The sequence below is a fragment of the Sulfuriflexus mobilis genome (genome assembly GCF_003967195.1).
Lineage (GTDB): Bacteria > Pseudomonadota > Gammaproteobacteria > AKS1 > AKS1 > Sulfuriflexus > Sulfuriflexus mobilis.
The window spans coordinates 2,311,457-2,338,426 of record NZ_AP018725.1; the positions used below are offsets into that span (position 1 = coordinate 2,311,457).

The following is a 26,970-nucleotide window of genomic DNA, read 5'->3' on the forward strand; positions in this document are numbered from 1 at the left end:
TCGCCGACCTGTATAGATAAAGGTATAATTGCCCGGTCTTATGGAGAACTGCAGTGAGCAAGACTGATAACCACCAAGCATTCGTCGACTGGTTCCGCCATTCCTCGCCCTACATACATGCCTTTCGTGGTCGCATGTTTGTCATCGCCTTGGGTGGCGAGGCCGTGGCCGATACAGGGTTTGCCGAACTGGTACAGGACCTCGCCCTGCTCAACAGCCTCGGCGTGAAACTCGTGCTCGTGCACGGCGCACGTCCGCAGATCGAGCAACGTCTGCGCGAGGCCGGGGCCAAGATCGAATACGTTAATGGTTTGCGTCTGACGGATGACGAGGCCCTGCCCTGCGTGAAGCAGGCGGTGGCCACCGTACGCGTCGAGATCGAGGCGCTGTTATCCATGGGCCTGGCCCATTCACCGATGGCCAATGCCAGGATCCGCGTTGCCTCGGGTAACCTCGTTACCGCACGCCCACTCGGTATCCTCGATGGTGTCGATTACCTGCACACCGGCGAGGTACGCCGCATTGATGTCCGTGGTATTGAACAACACCATGCGCACAATGCCATCGTCTTGCTCTCGCCCCTGGGGTATTCGCCCACTGGCGAGGTCTTTAACCTGAGTGCCGAAGAGGTTGCCACCTCGGCGGCCGTGCAGTTGCAGGCCGACAAGCTGATCTTCCTCACCGAGGACAATGGTCCGAAGGGTGTGCGCAAACAGCTCTTGCGCCAGTTATCCGTGAAGGAGGCTGAACAGTTTCTTGCACGGAAAAAGAAACTGACCGGTGACTTCGTTCACTACATGCAAAGTGCAATTCATGCCTGCCGGCATGGCGTGCAGCGCACACACCTCGTTGATCGTCACATTAACGGTGGCCTGTTACTGGAACTGTTTACCCGTGACGGTATCGGCACGCTGATCACCGACGACCTTTATGAGGGTACGCGTCGCGCCGGCATTGATGATGTCGGCGGCATACTCGAATTGATCAGCCCGCTCGAGGCAGAAGGGACCCTTGTGCGGCGTTCACGCGAGCGCCTGGAAACCGAGATTGAACACTTCACCGTGGTCGAACGCGACGGCCTGATCATCGCCTGCGCCGCACTCTACCCGACGGAGAACAAGGACTTTGCCGAACTGGCCTGCCTCGCCGTGCACCCGGATTACCGGAATGAAGGCCGTGGCGACACCCTCCTCGCCTGTATCGAACAGGAGGCCCTCGCCCGTGACGTACAACAGTTGTTCGTACTCACCACACGTACCGCACACTGGTTCCGCGAACGCGGTTTCAGTCATGCCGGACTGGATGCCTTGCCGGTAAAACGCCGCTCGCTGTATAACTACCAGCGCAACTCGAAGATCTTTATCAAGCCTCTAGCCTGAGGACCGGGCCTTGCCCTGCCGTAAAGGCAACGCGACCTGTCGCTGGTGCCTCAAGATTACTGTCTTACAGAAGAAAAGCCGCTGACCGGTTACGGTCTTAGGCGTTTGAAAACAACAAGGGCTCGAGTTCCTTCAAGGCGCTTTCATAGACCTCGCGCTTAAAAGAGACGACTTCATTCAGGGGATGCCAGTAATCGACCCAGCGCCAGTGATCAAATTCCGGTTGCTGGCAGGTATCCAGGCAGACATCACGATCCTCACCGAGCAGTCGCAACAGGAACCAACGTTGTTTCTGGCCGATGCACAGCGGCTGCCGGTCATGCCGGATGAGTTGTTTGGGCAGGTGATAATGCAACCAGTCATGGGTCATACCGACGATCTCGACATGCTCTTGCTGCAGGCCAACCTCTTCGTGCAGTTCGCGGTACAGGGCCTGCTCGGGGCTCTCGTTCTCACGGATGCCCCCCTGCGGGAATTGCCAGGCATTCTGGCCAATACGCCGCGCCCACAACAGGTGATTGTCATGGTTGCAGAGAATAATCCCTACGTTGGCGCGAAAACCTTGTGTATCGATCACAGCCCGTTCTACCCGATAAATCGTCCAATGGCACTTGCTGGCATTGTCACATGAATGCCCCATATCCGGCAAATGAGGGCATAATAGCGGGCCTGAATGCACCGTAGGCACCCTGTGGTGCTGAAAATGTCTGGAGACCTGGCGTGGCACTGGCGATTTTTGATTTGGACAACACCCTGCTCAATGGTGACAGCGATTACCTCTGGGGCCGGTTTCTGGTGGAGCTTGGCGTCGTCGATGGCGACTGGTATGAAAGTGAAAACCAGCGCTTTTATGATGAATACAAGGCCGGCACCCTGGATATCTTTGAATTTCTGCGCTTTTCCCTGAAGCCGCTGGCCGAGCATGACCTGCCCACGCTCAACGACTGGCATGCGCGCTTCATGGAGGAAAAAATCCGCCCGATCATGCAGCCCAAGGCCCAGGCCCTGGTTGACCGCCACCGTGAGGACGGTGATACCCTGCTCATCATCACCGCCACTAACCGTTTCGTGACCGCGCCCATCGCCGCCGCCCATGGTATTGACAACCTGCTGGCCACCGAGCCCGCCATGCAGGGCGGCCGCTACACGGGCGAGGTGGCCGGCACGCCCTGTTTCCGTGCCGGCAAGGTCGAGCGCCTGAATCGCTGGTTGCAGGAGACCGGGTTCAACCTCGAGGGCGGCTATTTCTATTCCGACTCGCACAATGACCTGCCGCTGCTGGAAAGGGTCCCACACCCGGTGGCCGTCGATGCCGACGATACCCTGCAACAACACGCCGAACAGCTTGGCTGGGATACCATCAGCCTGCACGACGGTGCCTGATGCGGGTGACAGGCCGCGCCGATAGCGCGATAATGTGCATTCTTCGTCAAGGTACCGGGACGGTACCTGTCACCATGACTGAACCACTGCGCTGAAGGAGCTTGTCTGTTGAAATTACCCGGCACATTACGCAGCCGTCTTGTGCTTGCCTTCGCGCTCATGCAGGTCCTGGCGGTCAGCCTGCTCGGTCTTTTCCTCGTCCACCAGGGCGCGCGCAGCGAGATCGAGACACAACACAGTCTTGCCCGTAACCTCATGGCCCTCGCCGAACCCAACGTACAGCGCATGCTCACCTCACACCATACCGTTGGCCTGAAGCGTTACCTGGACAACCTCATTACCAATACCGGGGTCGCCGGGGTATTTGTCAGCAACCCGACCGGGACACTGATCTATTCCCTCGACCAGAACGAACCACCGGCAGACCTCCTGACCCGACTGTTTGTTGACAAAGACGAGGTCAATGTCGTACTCGAATCTACCCTCACCGAGGATGGCGTCAGCCATGGTACCTTTGAGATCAAACTCTCCAGCCAGCCGATCAGCGAGCGTCTGCACAGCATCTTTATCAACAGCCTGTTGATCCTTACTGGCCTGCTGTTTTTCACCATTCTCATTACTTACCGGGTGATCTCAAGCTTCACTGCGCCGCTGAAACGCCTGGTCAAGCTCGCCTCACAGCTCGGGCGCGGCGACTGGCAGCATCACATCGTCACACCCAAGACCGGTTACAGTGAAATCCAGACCCTCGGTAATGCACTCACCGAAGGTGCGCGTCTGATGGCCGAGCAGATCAGCAACCTGGAAAACACCCAGGAAAAACTCCTCAGTAGCGAACAGCAGTTGCGTTCACTGGTAAACAATATGCGCGAGGCGCTGTTTGAACTCGACGCCAAGGGAAACATTTCGTTTTTGAACCCGGCCTGGCAACAGATCACCGGCTACAATGACACTGACTCCTATGGCAAAGCCTTTGCTTCGTTCCTGCCTGAATCCGAAGACCACAAACTGTTTCTCGCCGAGCACCTGCCCGAGCTCGACATCAGTAACCATGAGATGGAGATCCGTTCGGCCGACAACCAGGCGGTTCGTGTCGAGGTCGATGCCCATGCCACCTTTGACTCGCACGGTAACATCATCGGCGTCGTCGGCCGCTTTCAGGATATCAGTGAGCGCTTTGAACTCGGTCAGACACTCGAGGAACACCGCCACCAGTTGTATCACATCTCGATCACCGATGAACTCACCGGCCTCTACAACCGCCGCCACTTTGAAAAAATCCTGGCGCAGAAACTGCCTCAGAGCCTGGAACAGAATCACTCGCTCTGTCTCGCCCTCATTGATGTCGACGGTTTCAAATTTATCAATGACACCTACGGTCACCCGGTCGGTGACAAGGTGCTGAAGACTATCGCCAACCTGCTACGTACCATGGTAAGACCGAATGATATGGTCGCGCGCCTGGCCGGTGACGAGTTTGCCCTGCTGCTGGACAATACCGCGATCGAGGACGCCCATGACGTCTGTAGCGCCCTGCTGGAAAATATCAACAGTACCCGCGTGCGCCTGACCGTCGGCCACCTACAACTGCGCGCCAGTATCGGCATCTCGGTCGCGCCCTTCCATGGCAGCACGGTACAGGAACTGATCGGTGCAGCCGACGTCGCCCTCTACCACGCCAAGCGTCGGCACCGTGGCCATGTCGAGGTGCTCTCCACAGACCTCAGCCAGGGCATCATGGAGGTCTTCAGTCGCGGTTTTGAACTGCGTAATGCGATCGAAAACGGCGATATCGAACCGACCTTCCAGCCGATCACCGACCTCGCCACCGGCCGCCCCATCGCCTATGAAGTCCTCGCCAATATGCGCCGTGGTGATCTCATGTTGCCGGCCTCGCAATTCATCATGGTCGCCGAAGACCTCGGCCTGGTCCGCGAGATCGACCTGTGTGTGATCGAAAAGGCCCTGCATCAGGCCCCGGCCGGGGTTGAATTGTTTTTGAATATCAGCCTGCTGTCCTTCCACGACAGTAACTTCGGCGGAGAACTGCTGCGCCTGCTCGGCCCCGCCTGTCGGGCGGGACGCCCGGTGACCATCGAGATCACCGAGCGCGAGACCATCAGCCTCAGCGAGAAGATACTCGCCGACATCCAGGCCCTGCGTAAACAGGGCTGCAAACTGGCCCTGGATGATTTCGGCCAGGGCTATTCCACTTATAGTTATCTGCGCAGTTTCCGTCCGGAGTACCTGAAGATCGATGGCAGTTTTATTGAGAAGATCCTCGACAGCCACGCCGACCACACCATCATTCAGCATATTCATGGCCTCGCCCAGTCCTTTGGTGCCATCAGTATCGCCGAGAGCCTGGAGAATGAGGCCATCCGCGAGGCAGTGATGAAACTCGGCATCCACTGTGGCCAGGGCTATTACTACGGTCGCCCCAGCACCGCCGACAAGGTCTTTAACCAACCTGAGACCGCCGCGTAAAAATTATTTCTTCTGTACTTGTCTGTTGTACAGTGCCCACCAAGGAGCCGCTATGGGACACCGTTTATCAAAAATCTATACCCGTACGGGTGACGCCGGTGAAACCGGTCTCGGTGACGGTTCGCGTGTGGCCAAAGACTGCCTGCGCGTCGAGGCCTATGGCAGTGTCGATGAACTGAACAGCATTATCGGCATGGTACTGGCGCATGCCATCCCCACGGCGGTCAGGGATTGCCTTGAGGACATACAACACGACCTCTTCGACCTTGGCGGCGAACTCTCGGTCCCCGGTTATGAAAAACTCACACCCGCCTACAGTACGCGCCTGGAACAGCAACTGGATGGTTTTAACGCCGAACTGCCGATGCTTAAAGAGTTCATCCTGCCTGCCGGCGGCCATGCCACCAGTGCCTGCCACCTGGCGCGCACCGTCTGTCGGCGTGCCGAGCGTCGTGTGGTCAGCCTGCAGCGCGAGGAGGCCATTAACCCGGCCATCATCACCTACCTGAACCGCCTCTCAGACCTGTTGTTTGTGATTGCCCGCGTACTCGCCCGACACGAACACGGCCACGAAGTACTCTGGCAACCCGGGCGTAATGGAGGGGAATGAGGCGCCCCGCGCCCCGCAAAGGACCGTACCCTTGAAGCCTCGGGCAACGCCAGTATGTGCCCACCAGCATTGCGATTAACCCCCTTTCTGCGCGTCTTCGGCTATAATCGCTGACTGTTTGTTTCAGACCTAGAGTAGCCTATGAAAGATCCTGTAGTTATCGTTGGTATGGGTGAGATGGCCGGTGTTTTTGCCCGGGGATTTCTGCGTCTTGGCCACCCGGTGTATCCCATCACCCGGGACACCTCGCTGACCACCATGGCCGGCGAATTGCCAACCCCGGCGATGGTTCTGGTCGCTGTGGCGGAGAACGACCTGCACCCCGTACTCGAACAACTACCGAGTCTCTGGCAGGAGCGCATCGTCCTGCTGCAAAACGAATTGCTGCCGCGCGACTGGCGTGCCCATGACCTGGCCGACCCGACCGTGATCTCGGTCTGGTTTGAGAAAAAAAAGGGTCAGGACTACAAGGTGCTGATCCCCTCGCCGGTATTCGGCCCGCATGCTCCGCTGATCGCCGATGCACTCCATGCCATCGACATACCTTGTAACGTAATAGATCGGACAGAGGAACTCGAATACGAACTCGTGCGCAAAAACGTCTATATCCTTACCACCAATATCGCCGGCCTGGAGGTTGGTGGTAATGTCAGTGAACTATGGAACAATCACCCGCAACTGGCGCGCGATGTCGCCAATGACGTCATGGATATCCAGGCAACCCTGGTGAATCATTCGCTCGACCGCGACAGACTGATTAGTGGCATGCTTGAGGCCTTTGAGGGTGACCCGGAACATGGCTGCATGGGACGCAGTGCCCCGACACGCCTGGCACGTGCCCTCGAGATCGCCGATCAAGCCGGGCTGGAAGTGAAGACCCTGCGCGCCATCAGCAAGAGACCGACACCGAACTGAGCCCTAGCGCAGCCCGCCGAACAGGGTCATCAGCGCGATCAGTACGACACTGACCACCAGTGCGCGCAAGACGATGCCCTTGGCTGAACTCACTGCCTCCTGCACATCGTCAGTGCTCACTTCGGTGTCTCCGACACCTTCGTGCATTTGCAGGGCCCCCAGTCCACCGGCCAGCACCGTGGCCTCGACACTGGCCTGCCAGTCATCACGCCATGCCGGGCGGCGCTCGCGCCAGGCATGGAAGGCATCGACAAAACTGCCGGCCATGGCAAAGGCCAGTGCGGTCATGTGCGCGGGTAACCAGGCGAGGATGTCATGCAGACGTTTGGCCGCCTCGGCGAAGGCCGAATCCGTGTCCGCAAAACGATGATGTAACTGATAGGCGAGCCGGTACATGACCACCCCCAGCGGCCCGGCGCCGAGGACACTGAATACCGTGAACCAGAATATCGGCGCCAACAGCCGGTCATGACCGGCTAACAGGATCTTTTCCAGCAGTGCCTGTTGCAGGTCCGGCAAGGCTTCCGGTGGTGTGGATTCGAGCAGGTCTTCCGCCGCCTGTCTTGCTGCGGCCTCATCACCCTGTTTCCAGGCCTCAAGAAAACTGTCAATCTGTCCATCGAGGTCCTTCGGACCCAGACAGATAAACAACACCAATATGCTAAAGGCCAGTGACAACAGACCAAGCAAGACATCATGCAGGATCATGTTGATCAGGATCACCGCCAGCACCGGCACGAGCATCACCAGCAACACCTGTAACGGCCCACCCAGCCGGTAGTCTGCCAACCAGGCCATGAGCTTGTCGGTATAGCGTTCAAACCAGTCGAAGCGGCGATAGGCACGCAGGCCCTCAACAGAGTGTTCCAGGATCAGACTGATTAGAATGGCGAGGAGTGTCATAGCCGTGGTATTTCCCGTAAGTGGACTTTAAGTTTCATTATTACTGTAAAGCCTTACCATGCCAAACAAAATCATGGCCTAGAGACCATGTACGCGTAACAGGCCATGCAGGCGCCTCCAGTCAAACGACTCACCGGGGTCGGTCTTGCGCCCCGGGGCAATATCACAATGCCCGGCGATACGTTCCGTGCTGATAGCCGGGTAGGCCTGCATCAGGCAGGCAATGACATCGGCCAGTTGCTCGTACTGCACAGGGGTATAGGCGATATCGTCAGCGCCTTCCAGTTCGATGCCAATGGAAAAATCGTTACAACACTCGCGGCCGGCGAAGGTCGAGACACCGGCATGCCAGGCACGCTGGTCAAAGGGCACGTATTGCACCAGTTCACCATCGCGACGTATTAACACATGGCTGGAAACACGTAATGCCTGGATCTCCTGAAAATAGTCATGCGCCTGCGGGTCGAGCTGGTTAGTAAACAGGGCGTCGATATAGTCGCCGCCGAACTCACCCGGCGGCAGGCTGATAGCATGGATCACCAGCAGGTCAACCGGCACACCAGCAGGCCGCGCGTCGCAATTTGGCGAGGTCACCTGGCGGGCGCAATCAAGCAGGCCGTTGTCTATCTGCATGTCCCTGTATCCAGGCAACTATCGGTAACGGCAGTATAACAGGCTTGTCTCAGCCATTCGGCCTGGCCAGTACCAGTGAAAAGAAACCGTCATCCGGTTCATAGTGGCGTTGAATCCTGAAACCCGCCTCGGCCAACAGGGCATCGAGCGAATCCGGGGTGAACTTGCGACTGATCTCGGTCAGGATTGACTCGCCCTTGCCAAACGCGATGGTTTCATCGAGGGCATTCAGGCTTACGGTTTGTTCCTGTTTTGATACCAGGTGCATTTCAATCCGCGAATCTTCACGGTTAAAAATGGCCTTGTGCTCAAAGGCATCGAGCTCAAAGTCTGCATCGATCTCGCGATTCAGCACCCGCAACACATTCAGGTTGAATGCGGCGGTCAGTCCTTCGCTGTCGTTATAGGCGGCATGTAACACCCCGCTATCCTTGACCCGATCCGCCCCCATGAGCAAGGCATCGCCGTCTCCCATGGAACGGCGCAATTCACTCAGAAAGGCCACGGCCTGCTCGTGATCGAGGTTGCCAATCGTTCCGCCAAGAAATACAAACAGGGAACAACCATCAAAACCCGGGAAGTGTTCAAAGCCGGCATGATAGTCGCCGACCAGACCCTGCACACGCAGCCACGTATATTCATCCATGAGGGCCTCGGCCGTGCCCTGCACCATGCTCTCGCAGACATCAAAGGGCCAGTAGGTGGCATGGCAACCCTGTTCTTCACAGGCATCCAGCAGGCGGCGGGTCTTGCGTGAGGTGCCGCTGCCCAGCTCCACGACATGCGCGGGTTGCAGGCTGGCGATAATATCTTTCGCGCTGCGCTTGAGCAGGGCGTCTTCGGTACGGGTAGGGTAATACTCTTCAGTATCACAGATCGCGTCGAACAGGCGTGAGCCCTTGTCATCGTAAAAGTATTTCGGTGGTAGTGAACGGGGTGAGGCCAACAGGCCTTTGCGTACATCATCGATGAGACTGGGCACGGCACGTGCAGGGGGGACCGAGCGGTAAAACCGTGGCGATTGCGCCTTTACAGACGAGGTGGTCATACTCATGCTGAACTCCATATCATTGCTTGTGTGTACCCCGGGTACTGCACAATCCCACACACGTTTTTTTCTTGGTTCGATTCGGCGTAATAGGCTAACATTGACGACAGGCTGGTGTCGAACCGATACCGCCGTTTTTGGCAATTTTGTGGGAGATATACACATGTGCCGCATGGCCGCCTACCTTGGCCCCGCTATCCGCTTGCAGCAGTTTCTGCTGCAGCCTGAGCACAGTCTCGTCGTGCAGGCCTATGCCCCGCAAGAACTCGTTTATGCCAAGGTCAATGCCGATGGCTTTGGTATAGGCTGGTACAACCAGGACAATCAGCCCACCAACTATCGCAACACCCAGCCTATCTGGGCCGATCCCAACCTTGGCAGTCTGGCCAGTGTGCTCGAGGCCGACCTGTGGCTGGCCAATATTCGCAGTGCCACCCCGGGCAATTCCATAAATCACAGTAATACCCAGCCCTTTCACGATGCCGAGCTGTTGTTTATGCACAATGGTTATATCGGCGGTTTCATTGAACATATCCGCCCACGCCTGTTCGAATTCCTGGATAACGCTATTCTTGCCGGAGTCCAGGGTACCTGCGACTCGGAATACCTGTTCGCCCTGATACGTCACTTTCTTGCCGACAACGAAGACATGGCCATTGAAGAGGCCATTGCCGAAAGCTTTTCCCTGCTGGGTGACTGGCTGGGTAATAACGAGGCATTATTAAATGTCATCATCAGTGATGGCGAACTGCTGTACGCCGCCCGGCATGGCATCAACCATGACAGCCCGTCACTGTATTACACCACCGATGATGAATCTTTTGCCGATGCGCAACTGATCGCCTCGGAACGCCTGACCGAAGACGGCCTCTGGCAGCCCGTACCCGAACACGAGATCCTCGTCCTCAGCGCCGACGAACCCCCTGAGTTATTGGCACTTTAACCATGTCTATCATCACGGCGGACACGCTTGAACAACTCCAGGCCGTGCAGAGACTCATCAATGATACCGGCCGCCGGTTAAACGAGGCCGATTACCGCCGGCAATACCACACCGACCTGAGCCCGCTCGGCTGGCACGTCGGCCACTGTGCCTTTCTCGAAACCTTCTGGCTACGCGAGACCCTGCTCGGCGATGACCGTGCCACCGCCGGACTGCACGAACTGTATTTCCCGGAGAATATGCCCAAGCCCGAGCGCGGTGCGGCCCTGCCGGGGCATGGCACGCATATTGAATGGTGTGAACAGCTGCAAGCGGAAAATCGTGCGCTATTGCTCGACCCACCGGCCAGGCTGCGTGCACAGCCGCTGACAGAGAATGACTACCTGGCGCGTTTTCTCCTCCAGCATCATGCCCAGCATTATGAAACCATGGTCATGGTCCTGACCCAGCGCCAGCTGCAACGGACACATGCCGACTTTACCGTTGCTGAAAGCCTTGAGCCCCGCCTGCCCGGGACAGAGATCCTTTGCCTTGCCGCGGGTGACTACCGTATTGGTAACGCACGGGGTGTTGATGCCTTTGATAATGAAGTCCCGGTGCAAGAGGTTAGCCTCCCGGCAACCCGGCTCGCCGGACAACCGGTCAGCAACAGCAACTGGCTGGCCTTTATGCAGGCTGGGGCCTACCAGACCTCGCAATTCTGGTCAGCGGAGGGCTGGCAGTGGTGCCATGAAAACCGGGCTCAACACCCCGAGCAATGGCGCAAGAATCATTACGGTGAGTGGCTGGGGGTGGCTGCTGAAGGACCACATGAACTGGATGGCGACGCCGCCGTCAGCGGGATTAACTATTACGAGGCGACCGCCTTTGTGAACTGGTTACGCAAAACAAGCCCCTGCTTTGCCGAGGCAAGACTGCCGCACGAATATGAACTGGAGATCGCCCGAGGGCAGGAAACCTTGCAAGCCGGCGGCCAGGTCTGGGAGTGGTGCGCCAACACCTTCCATCCCTATGCGGGCTTCAACCCCTTCCCCTATGATAGTTACTCAAAGCCCTGGTTCGACGGCAGGCACTATACGCTACGGGGTAGCAGCCCCTATACCCAGGCGGCGGTAAAACGTCCCAGCTTCCGCAATTTCTATACCGCCGACAAGCGGCATATCTTCTCCGGCTTACGCCTGGCCTTATAAGTGGTTCGCCAGCCCCTTAAGTACCATATCGGTATAACTGACCACACCGATAATCCTGCCCTTCTCCACCACCGGTGCACGTGACAGGCCGACCTTCTCGAACAACCGTGCGCAATAACGGATATCCATTTGCGGGTCGACACTGATCACCGGCTTGGACATGATCTCATAAATATTGACACGTTCCGGTGCGCGATCTTTGGCCAGCACCTCGCGGGCAATATCCGACATGAGCACAATACCGTATTCATCATCATCATGTCGCTTGTCGACGATCAGTGATTTGGTATCAACATGCTTCATCTTTTCCAGCGCCTCACGCACGGTCAAAATACCTTCGACCAGATCAAATTTTTCCTTCATGACGTCGCGTACGCGAGTCAGTATTTTGTCATTCATAGCTTTTCCTCCACAACCTCTGTCAGGGTTTCAATCTGATGCCCTACCCCCACGGCATCTTCCACGTCTATCTGAAAGGCGATGCCGCTACCCGGTTTACTATCGAATTCTCCGACCACGGCAATATCCTCGAGGATGTGGCGACTCAGGTGTTCCTCAACCAGGAACAACAACATATCGCGTTGTGTCTCCAGGCTCAGGCCAAAGAAGGTCTTGGGCTTTTCCAGCCCTTCACCCCGAGCCTGACTGATCACCGTCGCCCCGGTGGCCCCGGCCTTGCGTGCCGCATCCAGTACTGCGTTGGTTTTATCATCTTCGACCAAGGCAATGAGCAATTTAAAATGCATGGTAATGCCCTCCGTTATTCACTGTTAGGTTGTTTTTCAGTTGTTTTCTTTTTTATACCGCGTTTGTAACGCCACGCACTGATCTGTGCATAAGCCATCACACTCATAATCGGAAACAGGCTGGCAAAGGCGATCAGGCCAAAACCGTCGAGCAAGGGGCTGCGCCCCGGTACCGTATTGGCCAGGCCCAGGCCCAGCGCGGCAACCAGCGGCACGGTCACCGTCGAGGTGGTCACACCACCGGAGTCATAGGCCAATGGGATGATCATGCGCGGCGCAAAGGCCGTCTGGATGATCACGAATACATAACCAACAATAATGTAGTAGTGCAGCGGGGTGCCCGTAACAATACGATACGTCCCCAGCGCGATGCCGAAGGCCACACCAATGGCCACCGCAATGCGCAGACCCCATACCGTGATCGCACCACCGGATACCTGTCTTGCCTTGATGGCTACCGCGATCAAGGCGGGTTCAGCAATGGTCGTCGCAAAACCAATCGCCCCGGCAAACACGTATACCCAGCCATAATCCTGCCAACGCAAGACCTCACCAAGCTTCTCGACCCCGGAGTGGATAAAGACCGGGTCGGTAAGTTGTTCGGCCATCAGCTGGCCAAGCGGGAACAAGGCCTCTTCAAGCCCGACAAGAAACAGCCCCAATCCCAATACAACATAAGCGAGTCCAATCAGGACCTGTTTCAGTTGCGGAATAGACTGACGCAGGACCAGAAACTGGAAGGTGAAGATAATGACGATGATCGGCAACACATCGCGCAAGGTCAGCAGCAGGGTGTTAAAGATATGATTGAGCAATGCCATTAGAGGATCACCATCCCGTAGCCCATGACAAAGATGATCGGTGTTAAGGAGGCAAAGGCAATCAGACCAAAGCCATCAATCATCGGATTACGCCCGCGGATACTCGAGGCCAGACCGACGCCGAGTGCCGTCACCAGTGGCACGGTCACGGTCGAGGTGGTCACACCACCTGAGTCGTAGGCAATGCCGATGATCTCTTTCGGTGCAAAGGCGGTCATGACCACCACGCCAAGGTAACCGGCGATGATTAGATACTGAATCGGCCAGCCACGGACAATACGCACCACGCCGAGGACAATGGCAAAACCGACCGAAACGGCCACGGTCATGCGCAAGCCCAGTGCGTAGGAGGCCTTGGCTGCCACCGCATCGTCTATCATGCCACCCGTGGCTGCCACCTTGGCCGCCTCAGCCGCCACGGCAATGAGCGCGGGCTCCGCCACGGTGGTGCCAAAGCCCAGGGAGAAGGCAAATAACAGCAACAGGGAGGGACTGCCTTTCTTGGCAAAGGCATAGGCGATACTTTCACCGATAGGGAACAGGCCCATCTCCAGCCCTTTCACAAACAGGGTCAGGCCGACGACCACCAGCAAGCTCCCCATCAGAATACGTTCAAGGTTCGGAATAGGCTGCTGCAGAACGGCAAATTGGAAAAAGGCAACCACGACAATGATCGGCAACAAATCACGCACGCTGTCAAAAAGCGCACGGAAGATATTCTTTAGCAATCTAATCAAGGGAGGGCCTGCCGGTTCATTAGTATAACCTTACACCATCACGGGGGTGGTGTTAACATGCCGTTATGGACGACCGTCAATCGCACTCGACCCAGGGTATCGGCAAGGCCATGACCACCGTGGCGTGGTTGTTGGCACTGGCCCTGTTTGCCTGGGTCTTCGCCGGACTGGAAGAACGCGAGAATAATCCCAATCAGTTTATTGCCACGCAACAACTCGATGATGGCGGCAAGTCCATTACCCTGCAGCGCAACCGTTACGGGCACTACGTGGCCGATGGTTTTATCAACGATGTGCGCGTCACCTTCCTGCTCGACACCGGTGCCAGTGATATCTCCGTGCCTGGCAGCCTCGCCGAGAAACTTGGTCTACGTCGTGGCCCGGCACAACAATACAATACCGCCAACGGCGTCATTACCGGTTACCTGACCCGACTAGACTCGGTCAGGCTGGGCGACATCGAGTTACACGATGTCCGTGCCAGTATTAACCCGCGCAACCAGGGCGATGAGTTGTTACTCGGCATGAGCTTTCTCCGTGACCTTGAATTCACCCAGCGCGGCCACACACTGACCATACAACAAAACCAATAATAGAAATAATAAACAGGGGATAACACTTGGATACCTGGCTGACTGACTTAACCTCGCTAACCGGCACGATCGCCGGTGAACTCTGGGGCATCCCGGCGATTGTTTTACTCGTTGGTACCGGTTTATACCTGACATTGCGTTTAAGGTTTATCCAACTGCGTGGTTTCAAACACGCTATCGATCTCGTCCGCGGCAAGTATGACAGGCCCGATGACGAGGGTGAGGTCAGTCATTTCCAGGCCCTGTCGACGGCCCTCTCGGCCACGGTCGGCACGGGGAATATTGCCGGCGTCGCCACCGCCATCACCCTCGGCGGCCCGGGTGCGGTGTTCTGGATGTGGATCACGGCACTGGTCGGCATGGCCAGCAAGTACACCTCCTGCACGCTGGCGGTAAAGTTTCGTATCGTGCACGAAGACGGCAGTATCTCCGGCGGGCCGATGTATACCCTGGCCCGTGCCCTGAACCTGAAGTGGCTCGGCGTGCTGTTTGCGCTGTTCACCCTGATCGCCTCGTTTGGCATCGGTAACATGGTGCAGGCCAATTCGGTGACCGATGGCCTGCGTTATATCTTCCCGCAGGTAGACGACTACCGGCTCGGCATTGGTGTGGTCATGGCGATCCTCGTTGGCCTGGTCATCATCGGTGGCATTCGCCGCATCGCCAAGGTCGCCTCGCGCATCGTGCCGTTTATGGCTATTGTCTATTGCGGTGCGGCCCTGGTGGTCCTTATTCTCAATGCCAGCGCCGTTCCCGAGGCCTTTGTCACCATTATCAACCTGGCCCTGAACCCGACCGCTGCCGGTGGTGCGGCGGTGGGTGCGGCGATCCAGTACGGTGTCGCCCGTGGTGTGTTCTCCAACGAGGCCGGGCTCGGTTCGGCACCGATGGCGCATGCCGCCGCAAAAACCAATGAGCCGGTACGCGAGGGACTGGTCGCCATGCTGGGGCCGTTCATCGACACGATTATTATCTGCACCATGACCGCACTCGTGATCGTCATCGCCGGGGCCTGGGGTGAGGCCCGCCCCGAGGCCTATAGCGGTGCCGCCCTCTCGGCCTATGCCTTTGAACAGTCACTCGGCCAGTTCGGCGCCTGGGTGGTCGGCTTCGGCCTGATGTTCTTTGCCTTCTCGACCATCATCGCCTGGTCGTATTACGGCGACCGCAGTGCCGAATTCCTGTTCGGCGAACGTGCCGTGCTGCCCTATCGTATGGTCTACACGGTGCTGGTCGTGGTTGGCGCCTGGGTGCCGCTGAACCTGGTGTGGAACATCGCTGATATCACCAATATCCTCATGGCCGTGCCTAACTTGATCAGCCTTATCCTGCTCGCCGGCCTGGTGAAAAGGCTCAGTGACGACTACTTTGCCCGCCCGCAGACCCCGGTTCGCTAAATATTGGGTATAATGCGCAGCCATTGTTAAGGAGAGTCACATGAGCGAAATCACTACTGACACCGGCCTGCGTTATGAAGAAATCACCGAGGGCGAGGGCACCGAGGCCACCGGCAAGGGCCAGACCGCCGTGGTCCACTACACCGGCTGGCTCGAAGACGGCACCAAGTTCGACTCCAGCGTTGACCGCAACGACCCGTTCAGCTTCCCGATCGACGGCGGCTATGTCATCAAGGGCTGGGACCAGGGCGTGGTCGGCATGAAGGTCGGCGGTAAACGCAAACTGACTATCCCTTCTGAGCTCGGTTATGGTGCAAGGGGTGCCGGTGGTGTCATCCCACCGAACGCGACTTTGGTCTTCGAAATCGAGCTACTGGAAATCTCCGAGTAAGTGATCGACAGCGAGCTGCAAGCCATCATCCGCGAGGATGTTCGCCGCGCGCTGGCCGAGGATGTTGGTAGCGGCGACATCACCGCGGCGCTGATCCCGGAAAACGCCACTTCCACCGCCACGGTCATCAGCCGCGAGGCGGCAGTCATCTGCGGCATTGAGTGGGTCAACGAGGTCTTTCACCAACTCGGCACCGATATATATATAGAATGGCAGGTCGGGGATGGTGACGCGGTTGTGCCCAACCAGTGCCTGTGCAAGATCAACGGTCCCGCCCGCGCCCTGCTCAGCGGTGAACGCACCGCGCTGAACTTCCTGCAGACCCTGTCGGCGACGGCAACCCTGGCAAAACGTTATGCCGAGGCCGTCGCACACACCAAGGCCAAGGTGCTCGATACGCGCAAGACCATTCCCGGCCTGCGCCGCGCACTGAAATACGCCGTGACCTGTGGCGGCTGTCATAACCACCGCATTGGCCTCTATGACGGCATCCTGATCAAAGAGAATCATATCGCCACCGCCGGTTCGATCACGGCCGCCGTGGAACAGGCCAAGGCCATGCAGGTCGGTGTGCCGATCGAGGTCGAGGTGGAAACCCTTTATGAACTTCGCGAGGCCCTCGATGCCGGGGCCAATATCCTGCTGCTGGATAACTTCAGCCTGCAAGACCTGGTCGCGGCCGTGGCCATGAACAAGGGCCAGGCCAAGCTCGAGGCCTCCGGCGGTGTAACCCTGGAAAGCATCCCCGGCATCGCCGAGACCGGGGTCGACTATATCTCCAGCGGCGAGCTGACCAAACATATCCACGCCATCGACTTGTCGATGCGCTTTGAAGATAGCTGAGCCATGAATATCCTCACCGCGATTCGCGAACGCCACTCGACCCGTGCCTTTCTCGACCGCGATGTCGCGGATAACCTCATTGAACAAATCCTTGCTGCCGCCCGTCAGGCACCCTCCGGCGCCAATACCCAGCCCTGGCAGGTCTGCATCGTTAAAGGTGACAGCAAACAGACCATTACCGATAGCATCATTGCCGCGCGTGAGGCCGGGCAAAAAGAAAACCCCGATTACCAGTACTATCCGCGCCACTGGCGCGAACCCTATAAGAGCCGCCGCTTCGCCACCGGCATGGCGCTGTATTCTGCACTCAACATCGGCCGCGACGACACTGAGCGCCGCACCCAGGCCTGGTATGATAACTACCGTTTCTTTGGCGCCCCGGTCGGCTTGTTCTTTTTCATCGATAAGGACCTCGCCCAGGGCAGCTGGCTGGATCTAGGCATGTTTATCCAGAATGTCATGCTCGCCGCAATTGAATTTAATCTTGCCACGGTACCGCAGGCCGCACTCGCCGAATACCCGGACATCGTCCGTCATACCTTGCAAGTCCCTGAGACACAAACCCTGGCCTGTGGCATGTCTCTCGGTTATGCCGACAAAACAATGGCGGTCAACCAGTACCGCGTTGAACGCGTAGACGTTGCCGGTTTTAGCCGCTGGTATAAATAATCCCGTTTGTTACATTTCTATTGCCGTTCTGCTAGTCTCGATGGCGCCTGCACCAATCTAATCTGGCGCAGCGCATACAAGCTTTACTGGCCAGGAGATTGACCTACTCCGCATGCCAGTATCCCGCTTCGATATCGGTATTACGCCAGTAATACTTCATCGGGGGGCACATGCTTGAAACCAGCGGCCTCGACAGCCGCAACGACCGCATCCTCAGCATTGGCCATGTCAGCATCCACGCGCAACGCATCCACCTCGACACGGCCCGCCATACCCTGTTGCAGACCCCGGTACCACTGCAGGGCGGCAACATCGGCATCCATCGCCTCACCGACGATATGCTCGCCGACGGACAGGCGCTCGCCACCGCCGAACTGTTTCTGGCCGAAACCGCAGACCTGCGGCAAGTCTGCCCCGATTGCCCTGAAAAGAATTTTTATCCCACCTGCATTTCCGTTACAGTTAACGGGCTATTGATTCGGAGAGACCCTATCCATGTCTGACAAACGTTACCCTGTCCCCGCGGCCTTCGCCGCCAAGGCCTATATTGATGAGGCCGCTTACCGCTCCATGTACCAACGCTCTGTTGAAGACCCGGATAGCTTCTGGGCCGAACAGGCCGAAACCTTCCTGACCTGGTACAAACCCTGGGACAAGGTTTCTGACTGCAGTTTTGACACCAAGGACCTGCACATCCGCTGGTTTGAGGGCGGCAAACTCAATGTCGCCTACAATTGTATCGACCGCCACCTCGATAGCCGTGCCGATCAGGTCGCCATCATCTGGGAGGGTGACAACCCGGACGATGATAAAAAGATCACCTTCCGCGAACTCCACGAACAGGTCTCGAAACTGGCCAACGTGCTCAAGGCCCGTGGCGTCAAGAAGGGCGACCGCGTCTGCATCTACATGCCGATGATCCCCGAGGCCGGTTACGCCATGCTCGCCTGCGCCCGTATCGGTGCCGTGCACTCGGTCGTGTTCGGCGGTTTCTCGCCGGAGTCGCTGAAGGACCGCATCCTCGATTCGGATTGTCACGTGGTCATCACCGCCGATGGCGGCGTGCGGGGCGGCAAGGCCGTGCCCCTCAAGGCCAATACCGACAAGGCGGTGGAAAACTGCCCGAATGTACACACCGTGCTGACCGTCAAGCGTACCGGTGACGACATCCACTGGGCAGCAAATCGTGACGTCTGGTATCACGAGGCGATGGCCGAGGCCTCCGCCGACTGCCCACCGGAGGAAATGGACGCCGAGGACCCGCTGTTCATCCTCTACACCTCCGGCTCAACCGGCAAACCCAAGGGCGTGCTACACACCACCGGTGGCTATTTACTGTATGCCGCCATGACCACCCGCTACACCTTCGACCTGCGTGATGATGACGTCTACTGGTGTACCGCCGATGTCGGCTGGATCACCGGTCACAGTTACCTGCTGTACGGCCCCCTGGCCAACGGCAATACCACCGTGTTCTTCGAGGGTGTGCCGAACTACCCGGATGCCTCACGTTTCTGGCAGGTCGTTGACAAGCACAAGGTCAGTGTCTTCTACACCGCGCCCACCGCGATCCGTGCACTCATGCGCGAAGGTGACGGGCCGGTCAAGAAGACCTCACGCAAATCCCTGCGCCTGCTCGGCACCGTCGGTGAACCGATCAACCCCGAGGCCTGGGAGTGGTATCACAAGGTCGTCGGTGACGAGCGTTGCCCGATCGTCGATACCTGGTGGCAGACCGAGACCGGTGGCCACATGCTCACCCCGCTGCCGGGTGCCACCACCCTGAAGCCGGGCTCCGCCACCTGTCCGTTCTTCGGTATCGTACCCGGGATTGTCGACACCACGACGAACAAACTCATTTCGGACACCGAGGCCAGCGGCGCCCTCGTCATCACCCGTTCATGGCCGGGGCAGATGCGCTCGGTGTACGGTGATCACCAGCGCTTTGTCGACACCTACTTCAAGACCTACCCCGGTTACTACTTCTCCGGTGACGGCGCACGCCGTGATGCCGATGGCGATTACTGGATCACCGGACGCATGGATGATGTGCTGAATGTCTCCGGTCACCGCATGGGCACGGCCGAGGTGGAATCGGCACTGGTCCTGCATGATGCGATTGCCGAGGCCGCCGTGGTCGGCTATCCGCATGAGATCAAGGGCCAGGGGATCTACGCCTATGTCACGCCTGTGCTCGGTGTCGAACCCTCTGATGCCCTGCGAGATGAACTCATCGCCCTCGTTCGCCAGGAGATCGGTCCGATCGCTAAGCCGGATGTCATCCAGTGGGCCCCCGGCCTGCCTAAGACCCGCTCCGGCAAGATCATGCGCCGTATCCTGCGTAAGATCGCCGAGAACGACCTCGGTAACCTCGGTGACACCTCGACACTTGCCGACCCCTCCGTCGTCGATGACCTGGTCAAAAACCGGGCAAATCAATAACCACTGTCTCTGCGAAAAAAAAGGCCTGCATTGAATGCAGGCCTTTTGCTTTTGTCGATGCATTTCGACAAACACTGCTTACGAATACCTCTACGGTAATAAGCCGGTACATAGGTCTGCATCACTGCACAGGCAATCTCTAAGGACCGATTATTCAGCTGGATAATGCTTCATACATCACATTGATTTTATTTTATCTGTTATATGCTTTTTTTATTTTGGCTCGCACTTTTACAAACAAGGCTTTTTAACAATGCCCCCGTATTTAAAAACCCTGTCATGGCAATATAAAATATGGCCTAATAAGGTATTGAAAAATAAACTGAAATAGCCAGGCAAGGGAGTTGGTTGTTTGAATACCTATCGACTACGAATTAAGACCTTAAATGGATTAAGACACATGAAGTTGTTTTCCCGACAGGTGTGCCGTGCCTATGTTTTGCCGGCCTTACTGACTGTTATTACGCAGTCTGGACAGGCTAGTCCCGAACTCCCCCTGCTGAACGAAGAAGACCTCTACCGTGAACTGCCCTTTACGCTCACCGCCACCCGCCTGTCCCAGACGGTAAGAGACAGTCCGGTTTCCATCACGGTCATCGACCGTGTAATGATCGAGGCCTACGACCCACAGGAACTCATTGATGTACTGCGCCTGGTACCCGGGTTCCAGGTCGCACACCCCAAGGGCTATCGTGTCAGCACCAGTTACCATGGTCTCGGCAGCGAGTATGCCCAGCGTATGCAGGTACTCATTGATGGTCGTTCGGTGTATTCCCCCATGTTCGGCCATGTGCAGTGGACGGACCTGCCATTGCAAGTCGAAGACATCGAACGTATTGAGGTCATTCGCGGCCCCAACGCCGCCAGTTATGGTGCAAATGCCTTCAGTGCCATTGTCAACATCATCACCCGTCACCCGCTTGATACCCAGGGTAGTTATTTCAAAGTGGTGAGTGGATCACAGGCTACCCAACGTTATGTGGCGCGCTTTGGCGGCCGTACCGACAAGCTGGACTATCGTCTCAGTCTGGGGCATCGCAGTGATAACGGCTTTGACAGTAGCGAATTCCCGGATGACAAACGCCTCTCCACTCTCAGCTTCCGTGCGGATTACCAGGCCGACCTGGATAACCGTTTCCAGTTTCAATTTGGCTATAGCGAAAAACAACATCAGGAGGGTGATACAGATGCGAAAGATCTCATTGATGACCCGCCACGTGATGTTGATACCAGCAGCAATTTTCAATTACTCAAATGGCATCACCAGCTTGATAGCACACAGGAGTTCAGCCTGCAGTTTTACCATAACTATCAGCGTGTAAAAGACAATTACTTTACCGCGCCGATCAATACGCTTGCCGGCGGCCTGGATGTGGCGGGCGCGATCTTCCTGAATACCGGCATAGCCACCGCCAATGAGCCACTGGCCATTCAAAATGGTTTTCTGGCGCAGCGCTATGACCTGGAATTTCAGCATACGCTTGAACCCATTAATCGCCTGCGACTGGTATGGGGTGCCAGTGCGCGTCTCGATCAGGTCGGTGCCAAGGGGTTTTTCAACCGGGATAGCGACAAGGACTACTTCAGCAACCATACTTACCGATTGTTCGCCCACAGCGAGTGGCGCCCTTCTGAGAAATGGACCCTCAATGCCGGGCTGATGCTGGAGAACAATGACCTGACCGGCACAGACCTGTCACCACGCCTGTCGCTCAATCATCATCTCACCGACAACCATACCCTGCGTGCCAGCTACTCCAGGGCCTTGCGCACCCCCTCCATCCTCGAGGAGTACGCCGATGCCGTGACCAAACTCAGTGATGGCCGCGAGCTTGACCAGCTCCTGACGAGCACGGGCAACCTGCAGCCAGAAAAAATTACCTCGCTGGAACTGGCCTATATAGGCCGTTTTCCCAGATACGGTCTGGATGTCGACGTAAAATTATTTTACGACCGTATTCGCAGTGTACTGAATGAATATGAAGACGAGGCCTATAACGACCCGCTTAATGACCTGGTTGGTGCCAATATCTCCGATCGTGCCTTTGTTTTTGACAACGACGGTTATGCCAACCTGAGAGGCCTGGAGGCACAACTCCGCTATGACATGTCTCGTGGCACACGCATCCACCTGGGGTATACGCTCCTGGATGTCGAAGGCCGCAGGATACGTGATATTAATGACAACGGCATTATCGGCAACACCACCTTCACGGATGCCAGATTTCAGGCCCCACGGACTATTGCTACCCTGCAATTAATCCAGGACATCGACCACGACTTGCAGGGCAGTGTCGCTTTTCACCGCTACAGTCGCTATGAGTTTGATGGCGGAGACCCTACTGGCGATTTCAAGATCCTGAACTGGCGTCTGGCGAAGAAATTTCGTGCCACCAACAGTCGCGGGAAAATAGCCCTGAGCTTTCAGAATATGCTGGATGAATATTTTGATTTTGAGAGAGAACAGGTATTCGGCAGCCGGGTATTTTTATCTCTGGAACTGGGCCTTGACTAAGATGCCAATAACAAGCTTACTATGACAATATAAAGAACATATATGCGCTGGCTAGCCGGCATGGTGTTACCGATGATTTCATACATTCACCTGGCGCAAATACCCTGATGAAGTCGATTTACGAGGTCGGCTAGTCCATAATGCAATACCATAACATTATGAATAACTGGCCCATCAAATATAGGTTATTGTTTTTGGCATTACTGCCTTTGACCGTCACGGTTATTATTCTCTCTGTCTTATTCACTGTCACCCATCTGCAACAATTTGAGCAGGAACAGGACCGTCGCGGCAATGCTATCGTCAGACAACTGGCACCCGCCAGCGAGTACGGGGTCATTTCCGGCAATAAGGCCATTCTCAGCAGCCTGGCGAGCGCCGCGCTTAACGAGCCCGATGTCATCAGCGTCAAGATCACCGATAGTGACAATGAAACCCTAATGCAACTGGTCAAACCCAACACTACCCTGATTGATCCTGCCGCCACGCATCAATATATGGCTACTGTGTTTGCCAGCCAGATTGAAATCAGTGACTACCCACTGAATGAGGCTGAAAAAAATATCCCGGCCGAGGTCATTGGCCAGGTTAGCATCATACTGAGTAATGAAAGCACCACCCGATTACAGCAAACGGTGCTGGTAGAAAACTTTTCAATTGCCGGAATCGTCTTGTTTCTGACTATATTTTTTGCACTGCGCATAGCCCGTTCACTTTCTCAACCCCTGCATGAAATGACCACGGCAGTTAGCCATATTAGCGAAGGTGAATTCGCCCACCCGCTCCAGAGCCTCTCTCGCGGCGAACTTGGGGAGCTGGAAAAAGGCATCGCAAGCATGGCAGAACGCCTCTCTGCGGCAATGGCGAATGAACAGGAACAACGTCAGCACCTCGAGAACACTAACAAGGAAATGAACATTGAGATCGAACAACGGAAAATGGTCGAGACAGAATTACGCGAGGCGACAAATCAGGCGAATCAGGCCAACCAGGCAAAAAGTGACTTCCTTGGCAACATGGGCCATGAATTACGCACCCCGCTTAACAGTATTATAGGTTTTTCTGAACTACTGCAAATGGGCGAACTGCAGCCCAAACAAAAAGACTATGCCCACAGCATTAATAAATCCTGCAATGATTTACTGCATCTCATCAAGGACATCCTGGACTTCTCCAAGCTGGAGGCCGGCAAGTTATCGATCCTCTCCCTTGCCTTTGACCTGCGGGAAACTATTGAAGAAGTTGCCGATGCGGCGGCTATTCAATGTGCAAACAAGAATATCGAATTAATTATTAATTACCCCCCTGAGCAACCGCATAATTTGTTTGGTGACCCGGGGAGAATTCGTCAGGTACTCAGCAACCTGGTAACGAATGCCGTCAAGTTTATCGAACACGGGCATATCATTATACGTGTGCAGGTGAGTAAACAGTCTGGCAATACGGCTAGTATCAATATCAGTGTTGAAGATACCGGGATAGGCATTGCCCGCGAGAAGCTCGACTCCGTCTTTGAACGTTTCACCCAGGCAGACAGTTCGGTTACTCGTGCCTATCAGGGGCTTGGACTGGGTCTTTCCATCAGTAAGCAATTGATTGAACTCATGGGAGGGCATATAAAGGTAGAAAGCACCCTCGGGCAAGGAAGTGTTTTTAGCATTCATTTTAATCTGCCCATAAATGCCATTGAAGACGACTATAGGACCTCAGGCCTTGTCGGCAAACACGTCCTCGTCGCTGATGATAATGCAGAGAGCAGAAATAGTCTGGCACAGACACTGCGTTTTTTTGGCATGCGTGTAGACACGGTAACGGATGGCGCCACTGCGCTTGCCACCATGCATACTGCGAATGCGGAAATGAGAAACTATCACCTGGCGTTTATCGACTCTGAAATGCCCGGCATGGACACAAACAGTCTGCGCACGATAATCCGGCAAAATAATCAACTCTCCAGGACACGCCTGGTTTTGCTAACACCGGTAAACCGTCTACGGGAGAGAAATCAGGACTGGCACAGCCATTACTCCGCCATCCTCACCAAGCCCGTTCGCTTTAACGATCTCCTCGATGCCCTGCAACGTGTGTTTAGTGACTTTGATGGTTTTAGCCTTGCAGGCACTATGCGCACAAGGCTTACCCAGCCCACGTGTGACATAAACGGCCCTGGTCAGGTAACGACTTCTGCAAACAATATTCTGATTGTCGATGATAACCCCATGAATTTGAAGCTGGCCATCAACATCCTGAAGAATATGGGCTATACCGTTGATACCGCCCGTGATGGCAGGCAGGCCGTTCAACGGGCGAGTGAAACCTTCTACAATATTATTCTTATGGATATCCTTATGCCCAACATGAATGGCTTCGATGCCACACGGGCGATACGCAAGATGCAAAAAGGTGCCGACAAACGTTCCGTCATTATCGCCCTCACAGCCAAGGCGCTGGAAGGTGACCGTGAGCAATGTTTCGATGCCGGCATGGATGACTACATCAGCAAGCCCCTGCATATCGACAAGCTGCAAGACATCCTCAAACAGTACATCATCGACGCGGAGTAAGCCCCCTGCGCAGGCAAAAATGGTGCCGGAAAGAGGAATCGAACCTCCGACCCCTTCATTACGAGTGAAGTGCTCTACCGACTGAGCTATTCCGGCAATCAAGACTGGCGCATTATACAGAAATTAATCTGTGCGCAGAACAAACGGGGGGATTTAGAAGGTCAGGCGGTCTGGTTACGAATGCGTACAATGACATCAACGCCATCGACTTCGGTACCGTCTGGCAGTACCGGCAAATCACCAATCGACAATTCAGCGGCATCAATATCACTGAGTGTGCCGGTATCGACATTGAAAAAGTGATGATGCTGACCAATGTTGGAATCGTAAAACACCCGGGTCGGGTCGACGATGACCTCGCGCAACAAACCCTTCTCCGCAAACAGGCCAAGGGTGTTATAAATCGTCGCCTTGGAGACCTTCGTCTGGCTGTGCTGCACCCTCTGCATCACCTGCTCGGCAGACAGGTGCTGATCACGCGAAAGCATGATCTCGGCAAGCTCGATACGCTGCTGGGTCGGGTAAATCCCGTGGGCCTGCAAACGCTCGATGATTTGTTCCTGGCTGAAAATATTCATTAGGCTAAGTATATGTGGAGTTCCTACCTAAAGCCAAGCCCCTTACTCGGAAATTCATATTTTCTGCTACATTTTCACATACTTAGCAGGGTCATAAGCCGTCAGGGGGATCAAGGCTGGCTGCCCAAGCAACTGCCCGGCGAGTAACTGCGCCGAGGCCGGTCCCAACACCACGCCGTTGCGGTAATGCCCGCTATTTATATAAATACCTGATATATATGGATGTTTTCCAATGAAGGGGGTGCCATCCGGCGAACCCGGACGCAGCCCGGCCCAGTGCATTTCTACCGGGAAATTGGCCAGCGCCGGCACGATCTCCGTGGCAGCGGCCTCCAGGTCGACCCTCGCCGTCTCCGTAGTCTGTTTATTGAAGCCGACACGCTCGAGTGTGCTCCCCACCAGCACATGGCCATCACGGCGCGGGATCACGTAACGGTCTTTATATAAGAGTATGCGCTGCACCGTTCCGGGCGCCGTGCGATACAGCAGCATCTGGCCGCGAACGGGTTCGACCGGCAGATCCAGCCCCAGGGGGCGCAACAATTCACCGCTCCAGGCCCCGCCGGCCACCACCAGTTGCTTACAGGCGAGGTGTTCACCACTGGCCAGGCGCAAACCACTCAATCGGTCCCGCGCATGTTCAATACTCATCACCTCGCAACCCGGGCGGATCTCCGCCCCCAGCGCGAGCAGACTGGCACGCAGGGCCTGGGCCAGGCGCGGGTTGCGCACCTGGGCCACCTCCGGCAGAAAAATCCCCGATTCCACTGCCAGGGTCCCCATTTCCGGGGCACAACGGGCCATTTCATCGGCCGAGAGGCATTCATAGGTCACGCCATAGCGGGCCGCCCACTCATGTGCCGCGGCCACTTCCCCACAGCCCGGCATGAGCAGGCCGCTCTGTGTCCACTGCGCATCGCCACCGCCTTCCGCCTGCACGGCCTCGAGCAGCGCGGGGTAAAGCCGCTGGCTGGCCTGGGCCAGCTCAGAGACCGGGTCGGGGTAGCGCCACGGATACAGGGGCGAAAGGATCCCGCCCCCCGCCCAGGAAGATTCACGGCCGATCTCGCCCCTCTCCAGCACCTGCACCGACAGACCCGCGAGCAGCAACTCGCGCGCCGTCAGCATGCCGATAAGGCCGCCGCCAATAATGGTGCAATCCGGGATCCTGGACATCATGATT

General features: G+C 56.4%; 24 protein-coding genes, 1 tRNA gene and 1 pseudogene. 15 read left to right on the forward strand and 11 right to left on the reverse strand.

Annotated features, from left to right (window positions below; all coding sequences use genetic code 11):
• Positions 1–53 precede the first annotated feature (53 nt).
• Positions 54–1,379, forward strand: coding sequence for an amino-acid N-acetyltransferase (gene argA / locus EL386_RS11345; RefSeq protein WP_126456298.1), 1,326 nt, complete (start codon positions 54–56; stop codon positions 1,377–1,379).
• A 97-nt stretch (positions 1,380–1,476) separates the two neighbouring features.
• Here the strand turns inward: argA and EL386_RS11350 are convergent, their stop codons facing one another.
• Positions 1,477–1,956, reverse strand: a complete 480-nt coding sequence (locus EL386_RS11350) for an RNA pyrophosphohydrolase (RefSeq protein ID WP_232020199.1) — start codon at positions 1,954–1,956, stop codon at positions 1,477–1,479.
• Positions 1,957–2,099: 143 nt separating this feature from the next.
• Here EL386_RS11350 and EL386_RS11355 point away from each other — a divergent pair, with 143 nt between their 5' ends.
• From EL386_RS11355 to EL386_RS11370, 4 genes are all read left to right on the forward strand, one after another.
• Positions 2,100–2,762, forward strand: a complete 663-nt coding sequence (locus tag EL386_RS11355; protein ID WP_126456302.1) for a histidinol-phosphatase — start codon at positions 2,100–2,102, stop codon at positions 2,760–2,762.
• A 108-nt stretch (positions 2,763–2,870) separates the two neighbouring features.
• Complete coding sequence (locus EL386_RS11360; RefSeq protein WP_126456304.1) at positions 2,871–5,249, forward strand: putative bifunctional diguanylate cyclase/phosphodiesterase; 2,379 nt, start codon at positions 2,871–2,873, stop codon at positions 5,247–5,249.
• A 52-nt stretch (positions 5,250–5,301) separates the two neighbouring features.
• A complete protein-coding gene (locus EL386_RS11365) occupies positions 5,302–5,859 on the forward strand; it encodes a cob(I)yrinic acid a,c-diamide adenosyltransferase (protein WP_126456306.1) in 558 nt (185 codons plus the stop codon).
• A gap of 141 nt (positions 5,860–6,000) precedes the next feature.
• Positions 6,001–6,774, forward strand: coding sequence for a ketopantoate reductase family protein (locus EL386_RS11370; protein WP_126456308.1), 774 nt, complete (start codon positions 6,001–6,003; stop codon positions 6,772–6,774).
• A gap of 3 nt (positions 6,775–6,777) precedes the next feature.
• Here EL386_RS11370 and ampE read toward each other — a convergent pair whose 3' ends face one another.
• The 3 genes from ampE to egtD all read right to left on the reverse strand — a co-directional run bounded on the left by ampE (position 6,778) and on the right by egtD (position 9,364).
• On the reverse strand, positions 6,778–7,677 hold the full coding sequence (gene ampE / locus EL386_RS11375) for a regulatory signaling modulator protein AmpE (RefSeq protein ID WP_126456311.1): 900 nt from the start codon (positions 7,675–7,677) through the stop codon (positions 6,778–6,780).
• A 78-nt stretch (positions 7,678–7,755) separates the two neighbouring features.
• Positions 7,756–8,310 carry a 1,6-anhydro-N-acetylmuramyl-L-alanine amidase AmpD gene (gene ampD, locus EL386_RS11380; protein WP_126456313.1) on the reverse strand — a complete coding sequence of 185 codons (555 nt, stop codon included), beginning with the start codon at positions 8,308–8,310 and terminating at the stop codon, positions 7,756–7,758.
• A 49-nt stretch (positions 8,311–8,359) separates the two neighbouring features.
• Positions 8,360–9,364, reverse strand: a complete 1,005-nt coding sequence (egtD, locus tag EL386_RS11385; RefSeq protein ID WP_232020200.1) for an L-histidine N(alpha)-methyltransferase — start codon at positions 9,362–9,364, stop codon at positions 8,360–8,362.
• A 157-nt stretch (positions 9,365–9,521) separates the two neighbouring features.
• Here egtD and egtC point away from each other — a divergent pair, with 157 nt between their 5' ends.
• A complete protein-coding gene (gene egtC, locus EL386_RS11390) occupies positions 9,522–10,301 on the forward strand; it encodes an ergothioneine biosynthesis protein EgtC (protein ID WP_126456317.1) in 780 nt (259 codons plus the stop codon).
• 2 nt (positions 10,302–10,303) lie between these two features.
• Positions 10,304–11,491: an SUMF1/EgtB/PvdO family nonheme iron enzyme gene (locus EL386_RS11395; protein ID WP_126456319.1), complete on the forward strand. Its 1,188-nt coding sequence runs from the start codon at positions 10,304–10,306 to the stop codon at positions 11,489–11,491.
• Here the strand turns inward: EL386_RS11395 and EL386_RS11400 are convergent.
• The 3 genes and pseudogenes from EL386_RS11400 to EL386_RS15710 form a co-directional block, all read right to left on the reverse strand.
• Positions 11,486–11,890: a CBS domain-containing protein gene (locus EL386_RS11400; RefSeq protein ID WP_126456321.1), complete on the reverse strand. Its 405-nt coding sequence runs from the start codon at positions 11,888–11,890 to the stop codon at positions 11,486–11,488. The two genes, EL386_RS11395 and EL386_RS11400, sit on opposite strands and share 6 nt — an antisense overlap.
• Entirely contained in the window at positions 11,887–12,237 is a 351-nt protein-coding gene (locus EL386_RS11405) for a P-II family nitrogen regulator (protein ID WP_126456323.1), read from the reverse strand. The genes EL386_RS11400 and EL386_RS11405 overlap by 4 nt, the downstream gene beginning before the upstream one ends.
• Positions 12,238–12,251: 14 nt before the next feature.
• A pseudogene (locus EL386_RS15710) lies at positions 12,252–13,792 on the reverse strand (DUF1538 domain-containing protein).
• A 68-nt stretch (positions 13,793–13,860) separates the two neighbouring features.
• Between EL386_RS15710 and EL386_RS11420 the strand changes: the two are divergent.
• Genes EL386_RS11420 through EL386_RS11440 form a run of 5 tightly spaced genes read left to right on the forward strand, consistent with a single transcriptional unit; the run spans position 13,861 to position 17,688 of the window.
• The gene (locus tag EL386_RS11420) at positions 13,861–14,388 is read left to right on the forward strand and encodes a retropepsin-like aspartic protease family protein (protein ID WP_126456327.1); all 528 of its coding nucleotides are present in this window, start codon (positions 13,861–13,863) and stop codon (positions 14,386–14,388) included.
• Positions 14,389–14,414: 26 nt separating this feature from the next.
• Positions 14,415–15,785: an alanine/glycine:cation symporter family protein gene (locus tag EL386_RS11425; RefSeq protein WP_420856717.1), complete on the forward strand. Its 1,371-nt coding sequence runs from the start codon at positions 14,415–14,417 to the stop codon at positions 15,783–15,785.
• 40 nt (positions 15,786–15,825) lie between these two features.
• Positions 15,826–16,176, forward strand: a complete 351-nt coding sequence (locus EL386_RS11430) for an FKBP-type peptidyl-prolyl cis-trans isomerase (RefSeq protein ID WP_126456329.1) — start codon at positions 15,826–15,828, stop codon at positions 16,174–16,176.
• On the forward strand, positions 16,177–17,019 hold the full coding sequence (gene nadC, locus EL386_RS11435) for a carboxylating nicotinate-nucleotide diphosphorylase (RefSeq protein WP_126456331.1): 843 nt from the start codon (positions 16,177–16,179) through the stop codon (positions 17,017–17,019).
• 3 nt (positions 17,020–17,022) lie between these two features.
• Entirely contained in the window at positions 17,023–17,688 is a 666-nt protein-coding gene (locus EL386_RS11440) for a nitroreductase (protein ID WP_126456333.1), read from the forward strand.
• Between the two features lie 140 nt (positions 17,689–17,828).
• Here EL386_RS11440 and EL386_RS11445 read toward each other — a convergent pair whose 3' ends face one another.
• On the reverse strand, positions 17,829–18,095 hold the full coding sequence (locus EL386_RS11445) for a hypothetical protein (protein ID WP_126456334.1): 267 nt from the start codon (positions 18,093–18,095) through the stop codon (positions 17,829–17,831).
• A gap of 88 nt (positions 18,096–18,183) precedes the next feature.
• On the opposite strand from EL386_RS11445, the gene acs reads away from it, so the two are divergent.
• From acs to EL386_RS11460, 3 genes are all read left to right on the forward strand, one after another.
• Positions 18,184–20,130 carry an acetate--CoA ligase gene (gene acs, locus EL386_RS11450; RefSeq protein ID WP_126456336.1) on the forward strand — a complete coding sequence of 649 codons (1,947 nt, stop codon included), beginning with the start codon at positions 18,184–18,186 and terminating at the stop codon, positions 20,128–20,130.
• A 400-nt stretch (positions 20,131–20,530) separates the two neighbouring features.
• A complete protein-coding gene (locus EL386_RS11455; protein ID WP_126456338.1) occupies positions 20,531–22,645 on the forward strand; it encodes a TonB-dependent receptor plug domain-containing protein in 2,115 nt (704 codons plus the stop codon).
• Positions 22,646–22,839: 194 nt separating this feature from the next.
• A complete protein-coding gene (locus EL386_RS11460) occupies positions 22,840–25,209 on the forward strand; it encodes a response regulator (protein WP_172597715.1) in 2,370 nt (789 codons plus the stop codon).
• Positions 25,210–25,229: 20 nt separating this feature from the next.
• On the opposite strand, the gene EL386_RS11465 is transcribed toward EL386_RS11460, so the two are convergent.
• From EL386_RS11465 to thiO, 3 genes are all read right to left on the reverse strand, one after another.
• A tRNA-Thr gene (locus EL386_RS11465) sits at positions 25,230–25,305 on the reverse strand.
• Between the two features lie 65 nt (positions 25,306–25,370).
• A complete protein-coding gene (locus EL386_RS11470; protein WP_126456342.1) occupies positions 25,371–25,787 on the reverse strand; it encodes a Fur family transcriptional regulator in 417 nt (138 codons plus the stop codon).
• A gap of 66 nt (positions 25,788–25,853) precedes the next feature.
• Positions 25,854–26,966, reverse strand: a complete 1,113-nt coding sequence (gene thiO / locus EL386_RS11475) for a glycine oxidase ThiO (protein ID WP_232020201.1) — start codon at positions 26,964–26,966, stop codon at positions 25,854–25,856.
• Between the last annotated feature and the right edge of the window lie 4 nt (positions 26,967–26,970).